Source organism: Phaeovulum sp. W22_SRMD_FR3 (assembly GCF_052113705.1).
In the GTDB taxonomy this organism is placed as follows: domain Bacteria; phylum Pseudomonadota; class Alphaproteobacteria; order Rhodobacterales; family Rhodobacteraceae; genus JBGQOG01.
Map to the genome: position 1 here is coordinate 46,909 of NZ_JBGQOG010000014.1, position 15,273 is coordinate 62,181.

The 15,273-nt window shown below is 64.8% G+C and carries 11 protein-coding genes; all 11 read right to left on the reverse strand.

Going from position 1 to position 15,273, the window contains the following annotated elements; genetic code table 11:
* Positions 1 to 31 precede the first annotated feature (31 nt).
* Entirely contained in the window at positions 32 to 754 is a 723-nt protein-coding gene (locus ACEN2S_RS16235) for a PP2C family protein-serine/threonine phosphatase (protein WP_441867787.1), read from the reverse strand.
* Complete coding sequence (gene tagF, locus ACEN2S_RS16240) at positions 751 to 1,341, reverse strand: type VI secretion system-associated protein TagF (RefSeq protein WP_441867789.1); 591 nt, start codon at positions 1,339 to 1,341, stop codon at positions 751 to 753. Before tagF ends, ACEN2S_RS16235 begins: the two co-directional genes overlap by 4 nt.
* Positions 1,341 to 4,910, reverse strand: coding sequence for a type VI secretion system membrane subunit TssM (tssM, locus tag ACEN2S_RS16245; protein ID WP_441867791.1), 3,570 nt, complete (start codon positions 4,908 to 4,910; stop codon positions 1,341 to 1,343). Before tssM ends, tagF begins: the two co-directional genes overlap by 1 nt.
* Positions 4,907 to 6,340, reverse strand: a complete 1,434-nt coding sequence (gene tssL, locus ACEN2S_RS16250) for a type VI secretion system protein TssL, long form (protein WP_441867793.1) — start codon at positions 6,338 to 6,340, stop codon at positions 4,907 to 4,909. Before tssL ends, tssM begins: the two co-directional genes overlap by 4 nt.
* 13 nt (positions 6,341 to 6,353) lie before the next feature.
* Complete coding sequence (tssK, locus tag ACEN2S_RS16255) at positions 6,354 to 7,694, reverse strand: type VI secretion system baseplate subunit TssK (protein ID WP_441867795.1); 1,341 nt, start codon at positions 7,692 to 7,694, stop codon at positions 6,354 to 6,356.
* A gap of 40 nt (positions 7,695 to 7,734) precedes the next feature.
* Positions 7,735 to 9,330: a type VI secretion system-associated FHA domain protein TagH gene (gene tagH / locus ACEN2S_RS16260; protein WP_441867797.1), complete on the reverse strand. Its 1,596-nt coding sequence runs from the start codon at positions 9,328 to 9,330 to the stop codon at positions 7,735 to 7,737.
* Between the two features lie 9 nt (positions 9,331 to 9,339).
* Positions 9,340 to 9,639: a PAAR domain-containing protein gene (locus ACEN2S_RS16265; RefSeq protein ID WP_441867799.1), complete on the reverse strand. Its 300-nt coding sequence runs from the start codon at positions 9,637 to 9,639 to the stop codon at positions 9,340 to 9,342.
* Positions 9,640 to 9,642: 3 nt separating this feature from the next.
* Entirely contained in the window at positions 9,643 to 10,266 is a 624-nt protein-coding gene (locus tag ACEN2S_RS16270) for a DUF6931 family protein (RefSeq protein ID WP_441867801.1), read from the reverse strand.
* 2 nt (positions 10,267 to 10,268) lie between these two features.
* Positions 10,269 to 12,353 carry a type VI secretion system Vgr family protein gene (locus ACEN2S_RS16275; protein WP_441867803.1) on the reverse strand — a complete coding sequence of 695 codons (2,085 nt, stop codon included), beginning with the start codon at positions 12,351 to 12,353 and terminating at the stop codon, positions 10,269 to 10,271.
* Positions 12,354 to 12,408: 55 nt separating this feature from the next.
* The gene (locus ACEN2S_RS16280; protein WP_441867805.1) at positions 12,409 to 14,226 is read right to left on the reverse strand and encodes a type VI secretion system contractile sheath domain-containing protein; all 1,818 of its coding nucleotides are present in this window, start codon (positions 14,224 to 14,226) and stop codon (positions 12,409 to 12,411) included.
* Between the two features lie 162 nt (positions 14,227 to 14,388).
* Complete coding sequence (locus ACEN2S_RS16285; RefSeq protein ID WP_441867807.1) at positions 14,389 to 15,231, reverse strand: ion transporter; 843 nt, start codon at positions 15,229 to 15,231, stop codon at positions 14,389 to 14,391.
* Between the last annotated feature and the right edge of the window lie 42 nt (positions 15,232 to 15,273).

Genomic DNA, 15,273 nt, shown 5'->3' on the forward strand with positions numbered 1-15,273 from the left:
GGGTCAGAGGCGCCTGCAGGCGGCGGGGGGGTCAGAGCACGTCGACCACGATCACGCTGATATTGTCGCCGCCGCCGCCGGTGAGGGCGATCTGCACCAGCCGGTCGGCCACCGTCTCCAGCGGCGCCTGCGACAATGCCTCCTGCAGCACGGCGAAAGTGGCGTATTTGGTCAGCCCGTCCGAGCACAAAAGAAAGCGGTCGCCCGAGCGCAACTCGCCGCGCACCTTGTCCAGCTCAAGCGCATCGCCGACGCCGACGGCCCGGGTGATCGCATTGGATTGCGGCAGTTTTTCCGCCTCATCCCAATGCATCTGCCCCGAGAGCACCAGACTGGCCACCACCGAATGATCCACCGTCAGCATCTGGATCTGCCCGTCGCGCAGAAGATACAGCCTGCTGTCCCCCGCCCAGAGCGCCGCAAAATGCCCCTCGGCCATCATCAGGCAGACCACCGTCGCGCCAATCACCGAGACGCCGCGCGCCACCGCTTCGGCCTGAATGATCTCATGCGCTTTCTGGATCGCATCGCGCAGCGCCTGCATCCGCGCGGCAGGCGCGAGGTCGAGGGGAATCGTCGCGATCAGGTCGGCGATCAGGCGGCTGGCATAATCCCCCGCCGCATGCCCCCCCATCCCGTCCGAAACCACCCAGATCTGGTGATCGGGCAGCGCCAGCACCGCATCCTCATTCACTTTGCGCTTCAGACCGACATGGGTCTGCACCGAGTAACGCAGCATATGGTTTTGCGTCATGCCCACCCCGCCTCTGTTGTCGCCAGATCAAACAATCCCCGCATCTGCGCCCCGGCGGGCAGCGCCGCGCAGCGCATCTGATGCAGCGCGCCGTCGAGCACACTGCTCCACAGGCTCCCCCCCTCCCCGGCACCACCGGGCAGATCGGGCAATCCCATGTCTGGCAGTGCCGCCAGCGCCACCTCCAGCGCGTCGCGCGTCAGATCATCCTGCAGCGCCGTGAGCACCAGATCCTCCAGCGCCAGAAACAACGGCTCTGCCGCCGCGTGATGCGCTGTAAGGTCGGTGCCCGCCTGCAAGGGTGCCATCAGCGTCAGCGGAAACTGCCGCCCCACCCGGTCGACCGAGGGCATCAGCACCCCCGTCACCGCCTGTGGCCCAGCCAGCCCCGCCGCGATGCTGAAGCGCCAGATCGGCGCCGACATATAGGCCGCCTCCCAACCCGCCCCCATCGCCTGCGCCACCTGAACCATCCCCGCCTGCAACCAGGGGTCCCAGACCGCGACAAAGCCCGCCGGTGCGTTCAGCCGGAAGAAATCCCCCGCCGCCGGCATCTTGCCATAGGCCCCCACGCCCGCCGCCAGCATCAGAAAGACTTCGGACAGCTGAATTTCGTCAGCGCCGGCAGGGCAAAGGGGGTGATGACCGAGCCCGATTGCAGTTGGAAAAACGCGATGCGGCCGCCGATGCGGAAGATCACCTTCTTGCGGTCCGAAACATTGCTGCGCCGCACCTCTGCCGCCGAGAGCAGCCGGAACCAGGCCCAGGGCCCGTCCTTGCTGATCGCGCTTTCCGCATTTTCCGCCCCCGGCTCGAACGAAATCCGCGCCATGCCGACGCTGCCCGGCCAGGTGATCGCCACCGGATCCGGCACGCCATCGGTATGGGCATAGGCAATCTTTTGACCGTCGATCTCCAGCAGCACCGATTTCGCCTGCGGGTCCAAAGCCTCGGTCAGGATCTGGAATTTCACCGACGGCGCCGGGCCGTTGGCGAAGAACGCATCGCGGATCTCGGCCGCATATTGCAGCTGTTGCAAGACGGCGGGCGAGATGCCCAGATCGACATCATTCACCCGTTTCCAGGCCCAGGGCCGCGCGCGGGTGTCGATGTATTTCAACAGCCCGTCATTGACGAAACTGTCGATCAACCCTGCCGGACCAAACAGCTTCTGGAAATCCGCCAGCGCCACATCCGCCTGCGCACCATTGGCAAAGGGATAGCGGTTGCTCAGCGCCTGCTCGCAAAACGGCAGCACGGTCGCCTGCCAGCGCGCATTGATCGAGGCACGCGTGCTCTCCGAGGTCACACCCGAAGAACCGCTGGCGATTTGCGTCGCCCAGCGCTCCAGCGGGCCGGGGATGCGCGCCGCCTGTTCCTGAAACTGCTGCAACGCGAAGCCCTGTTCGGCCCCGCCGGTGGCGCCGCTGAAGCTCATCTTGTTCAGCTCCTGATAGACCAGCGTCAGCTTGCCCATCAGCTCATCGAGCTGCGAGGGCTGCCCCTCGGGCTTGGCCACCAGCTGATGCAGCCAGTCGAACCGCTCCTCGACATAGACCCCCGGCGCCTTCGGCGGCGGTCCGCCCGCGGTGCTGGCCGATTTGGCAAAGGCCTCGAGCAGCGCCTGGGACTGCACGTTGAGCGCGGATTGCAGCTCCATCCCGGCGATCTTGCCCACCCCCTCGCCAATCGCGGTATTGGCCAGAACCGAGCGGTCCTCGCTCAGCTTGGTCTCCTGCGAGATCGCCTCAAGGATATTCACCAAAGGCGAGGTGGGACCGGACAAGACATTGGTCACCTCCACCGCATGGCTGAGCGATTCCAGGGGGATAATGTCGATATCCGCCAGAATCCCATCATAGCGGGCGATGTAGTCGTTGTAATAGAGGTCGAGCACATCGCGGCTGAGCGCGGTCAGCGCCTGCTCGGTCTGCTCGGCCTCGCCACGCGGGCCGAGCACCCAGCTGTCACGCTGAATGCGGCGGGCGACGCCCAAAGCCTCGCCCAGAAACACCTCATTGAAGCCCTTGTAGGTGAAGATGCCATCGACGCCCTCCGTCAGCGGCTTGCCAGAGGACCGCACGAGCACCCGCGCCACGGCCGGCCCCCCCGCATCCGACACCCGCCATTTCGGCAGCGAGGTGGCGGCAGGGCTGTTGATGATGCCGTTATAGACGCGCTGCGCCAGCGGCATTTCCGACAAAAGCCCCTGCACCTGATCGACCAGCGGGCCGTTCAGCGCAATCTCCTGCATCGGCTGGCTGAGCAGCGCGTTCAGATGGTCCGCCAGATCGGCGCGCAGCTGATCGCGGCTGGGTCCGGCGAAAGAAGTAGACCAGTCGAGATCCATCCATTCCTTGACCAGATCGGTGTTCATCGGCCCCTGCAGGCCCAGCATCAGATAGACCTTCAGCGCCTCATACAGCACATCGGGGTTGTTCATATTGCCGCTGATCTGCTCTTCCAGCCGCAGCAAAAGCCGGGGCAGAAACCGCTGATTGAGCGCCGCACGATAGGTCTGCGCCGCCTGCGTGCCGATGACATCGCCCTGATAAAGGCCGTACCCGAGCGCGCCATCGGGTTCCGGATCCGACAGCACCGGATTGCCCGGCATGTCGCGAAGCGTGTTCAGCGCCGCCACCACCGGCGGCAGATCGCTGTCGCCCACCGGATTGGACGGCAGCTGCGCCGCTGCGGCCTGATAGGTGTCCAGCTGCGCCCCCGCCTGCGCGACCAGCGCCGAATTGCCGACAAAACTGCGCACCAAAAGCCCGCCCACCGCGAGCGCCACCAGCACGGTGGCGGTGACCGCCGCCCATTTGGTGATCTTGTAGCGCCGCTCCACCTTGTCATCCGCCGAGACCAGACCGGCCTCGGGGAAGACCACCTGCTCAAAGAGCCGGGTCAGGAAATACGAGCGTCCCGCCCCCTGCCCGCTGCCCAAAGCCTGCCGCCCGATGCCAAAGGTGCGCGCCATCGACATCATCAGCCGGTCGATCGGCGTGCCCTCCTGCGTGCCGGAGGTGAAATAGACCCCGCGCAGCATCTGCCGCTGCTCATAGCGGTTGTCCTGAAAGACTTCGGTCAGGAAATCCCGCGCCACCCGCCGCAGTGAGGCCAATTGTGAGGGGAACCCGGCGATCAGCGCCCGGCGCTGCGGATCGGTCTCGACCTGCATCCGGTCGAGCGATTGCGCATTGAGTTGCCCCAGCAGCAGCGCGAATTCCTCATCAAACCCCGCCACCGGCGAGGCCTCGGCCCGGGTCTTGTCGAGCGGCAGGGTGAAACCCCAGACCTGCTCGCGGTCTTCCTTGCCAAGATTGTCGTAGAATTCGGTGAAGCCCGCGATCAGATCGGCCTTGGTGAACAAAACATAGACCGGAAAGCGGACGCCGAGTTTCTCGCGCAGCTCATTCAGGCGGCGGCGCACGGCTTTGGCATGTTCCTGCTGGGTGATCTCATCGGTCAGCGACAGATCCGACAGGCTGATGGCGATCATCGCGCCATTGATCGGCTGCCGTTTGCGGTACTTTTTCAGCAACGCGAGAAAGCCGAGCCAGGCGGCATTGTCCAGCTGCGCATCGCTTTCCTGCGTGGTGTAGCGCCCCGCCGTGTCGATCAGCACCGCATTATTGGTGAACCACCAATCGCAGTTGCGGGTGCCGCCGACGCCGCCAATCGCGGTCTTGCCCATCTTCTCGGCCAGCGGGAATTGCAGGCCGGAATTGACGATGGCGGTGGTTTTGCCCGCCCCCGGCGGCCCGATCATCACATACCAGGGCAGATCGTTCAGATGTTTGCGGCCGTTCTTCGATTTACGCAGCTCGGCCATCGCGGTCTTCAGCTTGCGGCGAAGTTCGCCCACCTCGGTGCCCACGACATCTTCGCCGGTCTCGACACTGCCCGCGATATCCTCGGTCATCGCCTTTTCGCGGCGGCGGCGGATCAGAAAGATCATCAGCGCCACGAGGGCGAAAACGCCAAACAGCACGCCGGTGGTGATCAGCCGGTTCACCCAGCTGTCAAACGGCCGCCAGCTGTCGGTGCCCAGCAGCGGCCCGAAATACCAGACCAGCCCGGAGAGGACGGCCGCCACAAAGAACAGCACGAAATAGATCGAGCGGAACAGCGGGAAAAGGAAACCTCGAAGGATCATTGATCTTGCTCCTGCACCAGCAGCACTTCGATGCGGCGGTTGGTGGCGCGCCCTTCGGCGGTCGCATTATCGGCGATGGGCTCGGCATCCGCCCGCCCCTCGGCACTCAGCCGCGTGGGGTCGGTCAGCGCGCTTTCCATCGTGTTCATCACCGTCTTGGCGCGGGCCAGCGACAGATGCATGTTGGAGGGAAAGCGCGAGGACCGGATCGGCACATTGTCGGAATGCCCGGCGATGATCACCTTGCCCGGCTCATCGTTCAGCGCCTTGGCCACCCGCTCGATCGGTTCCTTGAAGCCCTTGGCGAGCGCGTCAGACCCCGAGCCGAACATCCCCGATCCCGCCATGCGGATCACCAGCGTATTGCCCTGCTGGAACACCGTCACCAGCCCCTCATCAATCTCGGGCTTGAGGAAAGCCGCGACCTTTTCGATCTGCGGCTGCGCGGTTTCCACCACCGGCGGCGGTGGCGGCGGCGCACGCCGCTCGAGCGTGGCCACCGGCCCCGCATCCACCACCGACATCCGGCCAATCAGATTTTCGGTGCGGTTGGAGAGCGCATAGCTCAGCCCGCCGAATTCGAGGGCAAGGAGGATGCCCGTCACCCCCAGCGCGATCCAGACCAGCCGCCAGGCCGAGAGCGCACGGAAGGGGCGCAGCACCCCCGCCCAATGCGGCGAGAGGTCACGCTCAACCGGGCCACGCTGCGCCGCGATGATCCGCGCGAGGCCGAGGCGGATCTGCAGATGCTTGTCCGATCCGCCCTGCTCGACCCTGAGCCGCCCCTCAAACCCCAGCGAGAGGCACATATAGATGAATTCCAGCAGGTCGAGATTGCTGCCCGGTTCCTGCTCCAGCCGCGCCAGCAGGTCATAAAAGCGATCACCGCCCACGGTTTCGCGGTGGAAGGTGGCCACCATCGACTGCACGCCCCAGCTCGACTGCCCACCCCAGGGGGTGTTCAGCACCACATCATCCAGCGTCGCACAAAGCGCATAGCGCGCCACCTTGACGGTTTGCGCGGCAATCCCCGCCTGCAAAGCACGGTTCTCAAAGGCGCGCAACTCGGTCACCACCGCCTCGCGCAATTTGTCCGGGTCCATATGCTGCGCGCGGTTGCGGATGCGGCTGATCAGCGAAAACAGCGGCGCGGCGCAGGCATTGAGCGGGTTCATCCCGGTCAGCACCAGCTCGCCCGCATCCCCGGTTGCCGGGGCACGGGGGGCCTGCGCGCGCGGCGCGGCGGCGGCGGCGGCGGGCACGCCAAAGGCATCAAAGCCAGCGCCCGGCGCGGCGGGCGGCTGAGGCGCGGCGGCAGCCGGTTCCGGCACACCCGGCACCGGCGCGGCATTGCGCCGTCCGCCCGGATTGGGCTTGATCACCGTTTTATCGGTGTCGAACGGTTCCGCAAACGGGTCGTTATCGCTCATCGCACTCCCCTCCTCAGGTGTTGCGGATCGCCCAGAGTTCCATCTTCAGCCCCGGATATTGCCCGGAGACATGCACCGCGACGCCACCCGATGTGGTCATTTTCGACCAATAGGGGCTGGCCGCATCCAGTTCGAAATAGACCACCCCGGCGTGATAGGGGATCTGCCGCGGCGCCACCGGCAAGGGGCGCAGGGTAATCCCCGGCAGGGCCGAATTGACCAGCTGCCGGATTTCCTCGACCGGGCCGATCTTGGAATGCCCGGCGAAATGCCGCCGCACATCCTCGGCCGGGATATCGGCGCTGACCGCCAGCACAAAACCCGCGCTGCCGATCAGTTTGCGGTCGGCAATCACGCCCACGCTGATGCCGTATTTCCGCTCTTCCAGCGTGATCGACACCGCCGTCTGCTCCAGCACCGAGCTGAGATATTGCCGCAAGACCCGGATCACCGGCGCAAAGCTCTCTTTCAGATCATTGTGCCGGTAGGGCGGGAATTTCGGCACCTCCTTGTCGGCGCTCATAAAGGTCGCCAGCTCGCCCGCCAGCCCGATACAGGCGCGATAGGCGGCCTCGGGGTGCAGGTTTTCGATATGGGCATAGTGCCGGAACACCGGCAGGGTGCGGTTCACCGTCATCAGGAGCAGGAAATCCGAGATTTCCGAGGCCCCCCGCGCCGGACCGCTTTCCGACATCCGCCCCGCCAGCGCCAGCATCCGGTGCGACAAAAGCCCCTCCACCTCGCTCAGGAAGCCGGTCAGCGTCGGGGCCGCGCGCACATCGGTGCAGGTGGGAATGAAACTGCGGTCCAGAAGGATCTCCTTGTCGGGCCGCACCTCGATGATCCGCGCCACCGGGATCGCCAGCTTGTCGGCCAGATCATCCACCGCCAGCGCGAATTGCAGCCGCAATTTGCCCACCCCAAGCGTGGTCGGTTTCTTTTGCTGGCTCATCACATCGGTCACTTCGACCTCGGCCGGGCGCAGGCGGCTGGCCGATTGCTCGGCCCCGCTCAGATCCACTTCGCTGGCCCCCTGCCGCCGCTGCGGCACCGTCAGATAGACCACGCAATCCTTGATCGACCCCGGCACCTCGAGCGCGGGCGGATGGTCATCCGCCTGCGGCACCCGGAACACCGTGCCGTCCTGCGTCAGCCCGGCACAGGATTTCAACGCGAATTGCCCCACCTTCAGCGCCTCATCGTCAATCTCCAGCGCGCTCACGCCCCAGGCATAGGGCACAATGCGCCGCGCCAGCCCCGCCACGAGCGCTTCGGTGTAACGGTCGGCCTGCTGGAAATGATGCGGCTGCAAAAACAGCCCCTCCGTCCAAAGCACTTTGCTGTCCCAGGACAAATCCGTCCTCCCTTCGTTTCTTCTTTGGCGCCCTGCGGCGCTATTTCAGCTTATCAAGCTGTTGCTTGTAGGCGCGCGCGAATTCGCGGCTGAACAATTCGTGGAAGTCGTTTTCCGCCTGATCCGAGATTTCGGCATACATCTTTTCATAGACCTCCCAGTAGCGGGCCTTTTTGCCTTTCAGGATGCTGCCCAGCCCGCCGGAAACCTCGATCCGCCCGGCCAGAACCTCGGGGTCAAGCTTGGCCAGCACGCCCTTCAGCGCCGCCTCCATCCCGGTCACCATCGCCATCTCATGCGCCTTGATGTCGTTCAGCGCCTGCTCCACCGCCGCCCCGGAGTCGAGATAGCCCTTGCCGGTCGGACGCACCAAAGCCTCGATCGCCTGCTCGGGGCTGATCGAGAATTTCAGCGGGTTGTTGCCGCCCGCGGAAATCATCGTCTGATCAATGCGGAACTCGGATTTGATCGAGGTGCGGGTCATCAGGATTTCGCGCAGGCCGGTGATCATCAGCCGCATCATCCGGCCCAGGCGGCCCATGGTGCCCGTCAGATCCGCAGCGTCGATGCGCAGCCCCTCGACCTCCAGCGCCGTCAAAAACGCCTGCGCGGCGGCCTCACTGCCTGCCGACGGGGCGGCAGGCGCGGTCGCGGGCGCGGCAGGCGCGATGGGGGCCACCGGCGGCGGCAGGGTTGCGGCGCCGGGTTTCGGGATCGCCACCGGCGCCACCTCTGCAACCGGAGGCACAGGCAGGGGCTCGGGCGGCGGCGGTGCTGCGGGCGGCACCAGAGGCCCTTCGCCGAAAATATCGTCAAAAGGGTCGTGCGGGATCGGCGCCGAAGCTGGCACCGGTGCTTCCGGCGGCATCATTTGCGTGACGGGCGGGGCGGCGACCGGAGCGGGCGAGGGCGGAACCGGCGCGGGGGCTGCGGGCTTTGGCGGTGTCGGGCTTAAGAGATCATCCCAGTCATCGGGGATCAGCGAGGGCGCCCGCTGCACCGGCGGCGCAAAGCTGTCTTGCGTGCCGGGGTTGTGCATCGGCAAGGACGAGCCACTGCCGCGCCCGTCATCCGGTGCGCGAAAGAAGGGATCAGCCTCTTCGCCCAGCGGCGGCAACAGATCCTCGAACGGATCCGGGCGCTTGATCTGCCCCGGCCCTTTCGGCCCCGCCGCATCGCCCAGAAGATCATCGAGGAAATCCCCGCCGGGGCCTGCGTCATCCAAAAGCGACAGCGGATCCGGCGCGCGATCCGCCCGCCCGTGCGACACTGCCCCCGGCGCGGCGGGCGCGACCAGAAGGTCACCGAAATCGGGGATGCCGCTCTCGATCTCGACCACCAGCTCATAGCCGCCCAGGCAGATCACATCGCCATGGCTGAGGGGTGTCGGCACCCGGCCCAGCGGCATTTTCGCGTAATTGAGGAAGGTGCCGTTGGTCGAAAGATCCACCACCACGACATTGCCGCCGTGATCCTCGATCACACAATGGCTTTTTGACAGCATGCGGTCGGGATCGGGCAGCACCAGATCATTCGCCGGGCCCCGCCCCACGGTCAGACTGTTGCCCTGCATCCGGACAGGACGAGCATCACCGGGCAGCATACCCGAGGATTGGAATTTCAACGTAACGGTCATTCTTGCAGATCAGCCCCCAACCAAAACCGTGAATTCGCCCAAGAGGATCATGCCGCCGCAGGCACAGATGTCGGTGATCCGGGCGGCGGGCATTTTGCCGATCAGCACCGTCATCGAGCCTTTGGCAATCGGATGCGGCGGTGCCGCGGCCAGCATGTCCGTCACCCGCGCGGCCGGTCTTTTGCCGACCAGCACCGTGGGGCAACAGGGCGGCGCAACCGGAAGCGGCACCGGCAGCACCGGCGGCGGCGGGATCGAGGGCAGCAAACAGGCATGCAGATCGCCCACCCGCGCTTGTGGAACGCCCATGGCTCAGCCCTCCCCTGTCGTTCCGGCGGCCTCGGCCACCTCCAGTTTGCCATTGCCGCCGCGGCCGATGTTCACCGCCCGGTCGATCAGCAGCTGACCATATTCCGCATAGCGATCCGCGTGATGCCCCAGCGCGGTGACCACCACCCCAAAGGCGGTGATGGTTGCCGCCCCCAGCGGCGCGGGATATTGCGCCAGCGCCTTCGGCCCCAGCGTGCCGTCGGAATAAACGACGCTCAACGCGCAATTCACCGTCTCATCCTCCGGTCCGGCCAGATCCACCGCCTCTTGCGCCGCAATCCGGTTCTCGGCGCTCGGGCGGAACACCCAGGCCTCGGCCGCCAACAGCGATGGCGTGGCGCTTTCAGGGGCCGCCCCGACCATATCACGCGCCGCCAGACAGGCCCACCAGACCCGTTCGCGCGCGGGCAACAGGATGGACAAGAGGCGCAAGAGATCAATCAGCGCGCCCTTCTCGTCCAGCTCGGCCAGCACCACCTCCGCGGGCGCACTGGCGGGCGCCACGAGCGGGGTTTTCAACGTCACATTCAGCTCGGCCAGCCGCTTGGCCACCGGCCCCTCGGGCAATTTCACCATGGATTGAAAGCGCGTGTTCACGAGGTTCATCCCTAGTTGATCATGGTCATGCCGCCCTTGAGGGTCAGCATGCCGTCGCCCTTGACCGTGGTGATCGGGCTGGAGATATCCATCTTGCCATCGGCTTTCACTTCAACCACCGGCGCTTTGATCGTCACTTTCGCGGGCTCAAGCTTGATCGAGGAGGCGCCGCATTTCAGCTCTATCGACGACATCGCCTCCATGCTGATCTTGCCCGTCGAGACTTTGACCGTCAGATCGCCCATGCTGACCGTGGTCGACTGGTTCCCCTGTGAGATTGTCACCGTCTGATTGCCGGTCTCCACCGTCTGGGTCTGATGGCCCTTTTTGATCGTGGTGTCCTGATTGCCCGTCTCAACCGTGATCGTCTGATTGCCCTTGGCGACCGTGGTCGACATATCCCCGTCCAGCACTTTCTCGGTCAGGTTATTGTGCACGGTCAGCGTCAAATCGCCTGCGTCTTTCTTGTCGCCGATGGTCACGGTGGCATTGTTGCGCACCACCTGTTCATAATCGCGCTCAGCCCGGAACCGGACCAGCTCTTCGTCCTTTTTATCCTCGAACATCAGCTCATTATAGCCGCCCCCGCTTTTCGAGGAATTGCTGATCATGCCCGATTGCGTCGCATTGTCCGGATAGGCATAGGGGGGTTTGTTGTCGCCGTTATACAGCATCCCGGTGCAGATCGGCCGGTCGGGATCACCCTCCTCGAACTGGATCACCACCTCCTGGCCAATGCGCGGCACCGCCGCCATGCCCCAGCCCTTGCCCGCCCAAGGGGTAACGACCCGCACCCAGCAGGTGGTGGTCTCATCCCTGGTTTCCGTGCGGTCCCAGTGGAATTTGACCTTGATGCGTCCCTGCGCATCCGTCCAGATTTCCTCGCCCGCCTTGCCCACCACGATGGCGGTCAGCAGGCCGGGAATCTCCGGCCAGGGCGTGCGCAGCGGTGCCCGGAACTGCACGGTGCTTTCAACCGCCTCAAAATGCGCGCAATAGGTCTCGCGCGCGTCCAGCAGCACGTCGAGCGCCGGCTGCAGCGGCGGCCCGTCCACCGACTGAAACCCCGCCGCACTCTGGATGTAATGCACGACGCCCGTCACCAGATATTCTTTGCCGCCATATTGCGCATGGCTGTAAAGACCGTCTTTGGCAAAGGTAAAGGTCCGCCCCGCCGCCAGATCGCGCAGGTTGCCAACCCCCTGCATCACCCGATGCGCGGCATTGCGCGCCTCAAGCCGGACCTGTGCGCGCAAACCGCCCAGCGCCATATCCTGACCAAAATGGCCCGGATGATCATAAATCTCGTAGTCGCCATAAGGATGCTGCGCGGTCAGCGTCGTCTTTTTGCGCACCGTATTCGGCTTTGGCTGCAGAAAATCAAAATCCGCCAGCTCGATCCGCCCGGTGGTGATCGCCTGCCGCGTCCGAAATTCCCAAATGTAGTCGGCAGCGTGCAACGACTGCTGGTTGCGGTCGGCGATGAAATCGACCTGCCGGGGCGCTGAAATCGGCTTATGCGCCCCCTTGCCATCGGCCAGCACCAGGGTGCCCAGCCCATCCCCGCTTGCCTCATCGAAATCGACAAAGTGGTAAAAGCCCTCTTCCTCCATCAGGCGCGAGATAAAGTCGAAGTCAGACTCGCGGTACTGCACGCAATAGTCGCGCAGCGGGCCGGTTTCGCTCTGCCGCATCTTGAAATCCGCCAGACCATGATCGCGCAGCACCTCCTCGATGATCTGCCGGGTGGTCTTGCTCTGAAAGATCCGGCTGTTGCGGTTGCGGGTCAGCATCCACATGCGCGTGCGCAGCTCCAGCACGATATGGCGCATGCCCTTTTGCAGGCCGCGGTCCTCGACCGAAATCACGATGCCGCGAAAGGACCGCGTCTTGCCCGGCTGCACCTCAACCTCGATCACCATGATCTGGCCCAGAACCTTGGCAATATCGACGGTGCGGTCGTTCCACAAAATCTCGACCTGCATCTCCGTCAGCGTGCTCAGACGCTCGCGGATGATCGCGCGCTGCATCTCCATCTTGGACGTGTCGAAACCACCGGTGAGCGACAGCGGATTTTCAGCCTTTTTCGGTGCCATCAGATGTCCTTTCTCATCACGGCGTGTGCCACGCCCGGGTCGTCACAGCTGCGCATCACATCTCGGCCAGCAGGGCGGCCAGATAGGGATCCATCTCTTCCGCCCCATCCTCCTCCGCGCCCTCTGCCTGCGTCTCGTCGGCTTCCGTATCATCGGCTTCAGCATCATCGGCTTCTGCATCGTCGGGCCCGAAGCTTGCCAGAAACGCCGCGAGATCGGCATCCAGATCGGCTGCCTCTTCCGCAAAGGCCGCATCCTCTTGCGGTTCGTCATCTTCCGCCGCCAGAGCTGGTGTCGCAACAAATGTCACAGCGCCCGGCCCGGCGCCGGGTGGAGAGGCGGGCGGCCTGATCCCGGACCACCGCCCCAGCAATGTTGCGCCGTTCAGACCGTTAAAGCTGCCCAAGCGGATCTCATCACGGCCCTTGATCGCCAGCACCGGCATAACCCCACGCTGGAGGGAATGCTCATGCAGCGCAAGGCTGATGTTGCGTTCGGTGCAGGGCAAGGCCAGCTGATCGCCGAAACGGTCGCGCATAATCTCATAGGGCATATCGCCCAGCACCATCTGCGTGCCAAGTTGCATCGCAGGCCCGTTCAGGCGGAAACTCCGCGCCAGCAGGATGGCCACCAGCACCGCAGGATTGGCCCAAAGCATGCCGCGCAGCCCCTCTTGCGGGGTGAATTCCTCAAAAGGAAAGGCCGAGATCGGATCCGAGACCTTGCCATAACTCCGGCGCAGCAAGAACCGGGGCGACGCCAGCCCGAGATAGCCCGCCTCGGGCAGCGCCCGCAGCGCGTCCCAGCTTTCGGCGACCCGCGGGTGCCGCTCTTTCTTGGGAATGTCCAGATAGGCGGGCGAGAGGGCGCTGACAAAGGGCGCATCCACATGCGCCGCCAGCCGCGCGATGCGGCCCAGCAGCTCGGCATGCGGCGGGGTTTCCTCAAAGCTGTAGAGCCCGATCAGCGCCGAATAGCCGCCGCGCCCGCCCGGCGCCAGCGGCGCGCCGGTCAGCAGCTGCGCAAGGCCGCTGTCGGTGACATCCTCCGCCGCGGCCAGATCGGCGGCGATCTCTTCGGCCGAGATGTCATAGAGCATGATCTCGAGGCTGTCGTCGGTTTCCACCTGCCGCGCCAGAAGGTCGAGCATCCGCCATTGCGCCTCAAGCGCCTGAAAATCGGGATGGTGCAGCACCAGCCGCATCGCCTCGGACAGGGTGGCATCCACCGCCTTTTGCAGGGCCGCGACATTGGGGTCGGGCAAGGCACGGACATGCGGCCCTACGATGCGCGCCAACAGATCATCCAGCGGCGAGGCCTGCTGCAAATGCCCGGAAGTGTCGCCGATCAGCCGCTGAAAATCGCTCAGCCGCAGGTCAGCCCGCAGGCTGGCGCCGCCCGACAGCCGCGAGGGCGGTGTGACCTTGCGCCCGAAGGCTGCCCCCCAGGCCTCGAGCTGCCGCACCGCCGACTGCGCGGTGGCGCCATTGGCCAACTGCCGTTTGAGCGCAGAAAGGCCCGCAAAAATCTCAACCCGGTCAAAGAGTTCATCCGGGTGCAGATCATCCAGACCGCGCAGATCCACCGCGATCCCCGCCCCATCCTTGCCGATCGGCAGCACAAGGCGGGTGGCAAAGCCCTCAATGACCTCTTCGACCGTATCGATATCGAGCAGGATCGGGCGCCGCGCCGCCAGTGCCGCGCCCGCCTCCACCGCGCCCCGGGCCGCGCGCCCGGTGAAATCGCCAAACACCGCGATCCGGAAACGGCTGCGGTGCAGCCCCTCCGGCGCCGGGCGGGCAGCACTGGCGCGGCCAAAGCTGAACGTGCCGCGGTCGCTGAGCCTGATGTGCCCTTTGTCCTCATCACCCATGTCGTGCCCTCCCTGTTGCCCTGGCCGTGCCGCGGGCCGGATGCTGCGTGCCAGCCCAAAGAGCCGGACCCGCCCCCGCAAGGGAAGGCTGACCCAAACCCCCAGCGCCCCGCCGTCCCCACCGGAGACCGCCTTGCGCCGGAAAGCCCGGGCCCGCCGCCGTCATCCGCGCGCCTGCGATTTCAGGCCTGCCACTTCGCTCCGCAGCGCCCGCATCTCGGCGAGCAATGCCTCCAAACGCTCTGCCGAGGCGATGGACTCGCGCTCGACAAATTCATGCAGTTTCTCAATCTCGGCCTCGGTCTCGACCTCCACCGCCGATTGCATGGTGTTGACCAGCAAACCGATAAACAGGTTGAGCACCGAAAACGCCGTCAGCACGATGAAGGGCACAAAGAACACCCAGGCATTGGGATGCACCTCCATCACCGGCCGCACGATCCCCATCGACCAGCTTTCCAGCGTCATGATCTGAAACAGCGAGTAGAACGAACGGCCCAGCGTGCCGAACCATTCGGGAAAGCTCGGGCCGTACATCAGCGTCGCCATCACGGCGAAGACGTAATAGACGATGGACAGCATGATGATGACCGCGCCCATCCCCGGCAGCGCATCCAGCAGCGCCTGCACCACCGAGCGCATCTGCGGCACCACCGACAAGAGCCGCAGCGCCCGGATCACCCGCAACCCGCGCAAGGCCGACAACTGGCCCCGGTCCGGCATCAGGCCGATGCCGACCACGATCAGGTCAAAGATGTTCCAGGGATTGCTGAAGAACTTCAGCCGGTAGGCGAAGACCTTGAGCAACAGCTCGCACACGAAAATGCCCAGCACGATCTGATCGACCAAAAGCAGTTCTGGGCCGATCTTGTCCATGATCGTCGAGGACGTCGACATCCCCAACGTGATCGCGTTGAAGATGATAACCCCCATGATGGTGTTTTTCACCACCTCCCTTTCGACAAACGACTGTGCTTTGCGCCGAAGGCCGGGTTCCAGGGTCATGCGCGCCGTATCCAAGTGGTTTTACTCCCATGATGTCAAAAA

Bases quoted from the DNA above. Each gene is read 5' to 3' on its own strand.
- tagH (WP_441867797.1), bottom strand. From the start codon at position 9,330: ATGACCGTTACGTTGAAATTCCAATCCTCGGGTATGCTGCCCGGTGAT.
- tagF (WP_441867789.1), bottom strand. From the start codon at position 1,341: ATGCTGGCGGCGGGCGTGGGGGCCTATGGCAAGATGCCGGCGGCGGGG.
- ACEN2S_RS16275 (WP_441867803.1), bottom strand. From the start codon at position 12,353: ATGGCACCGAAAAAGGCTGAAAATCCGCTGTCGCTCACCGGTGGTTTC.
- ACEN2S_RS16265 (WP_441867799.1), bottom strand. From the start codon at position 9,639: ATGGGCGTTCCACAAGCGCGGGTGGGCGATCTGCATGCCTGTTTGCTG.
- ACEN2S_RS16270 (WP_441867801.1), bottom strand. From the start codon at position 10,266: ATGAACCTCGTGAACACGCGCTTTCAATCCATGGTGAAATTGCCCGAG.
- tssM (WP_441867791.1), bottom strand. From the start codon at position 4,910: ATGATCCTTCGAGGTTTCCTTTTCCCGCTGTTCCGCTCGATCTATTTC.
- ACEN2S_RS16235 (WP_441867787.1), bottom strand. From the start codon at position 754: ATGACGCAAAACCATATGCTGCGTTACTCGGTGCAGACCCATGTCGGT.
- ACEN2S_RS16280 (WP_441867805.1), bottom strand. From the start codon at position 14,226: ATGGGTGATGAGGACAAAGGGCACATCAGGCTCAGCGACCGCGGCACG.
- ACEN2S_RS16285 (WP_441867807.1), bottom strand. From the start codon at position 15,231: ATGACCCTGGAACCCGGCCTTCGGCGCAAAGCACAGTCGTTTGTCGAA.
- tssL (WP_441867793.1), bottom strand. From the start codon at position 6,340: ATGAGCGATAACGACCCGTTTGCGGAACCGTTCGACACCGATAAAACG.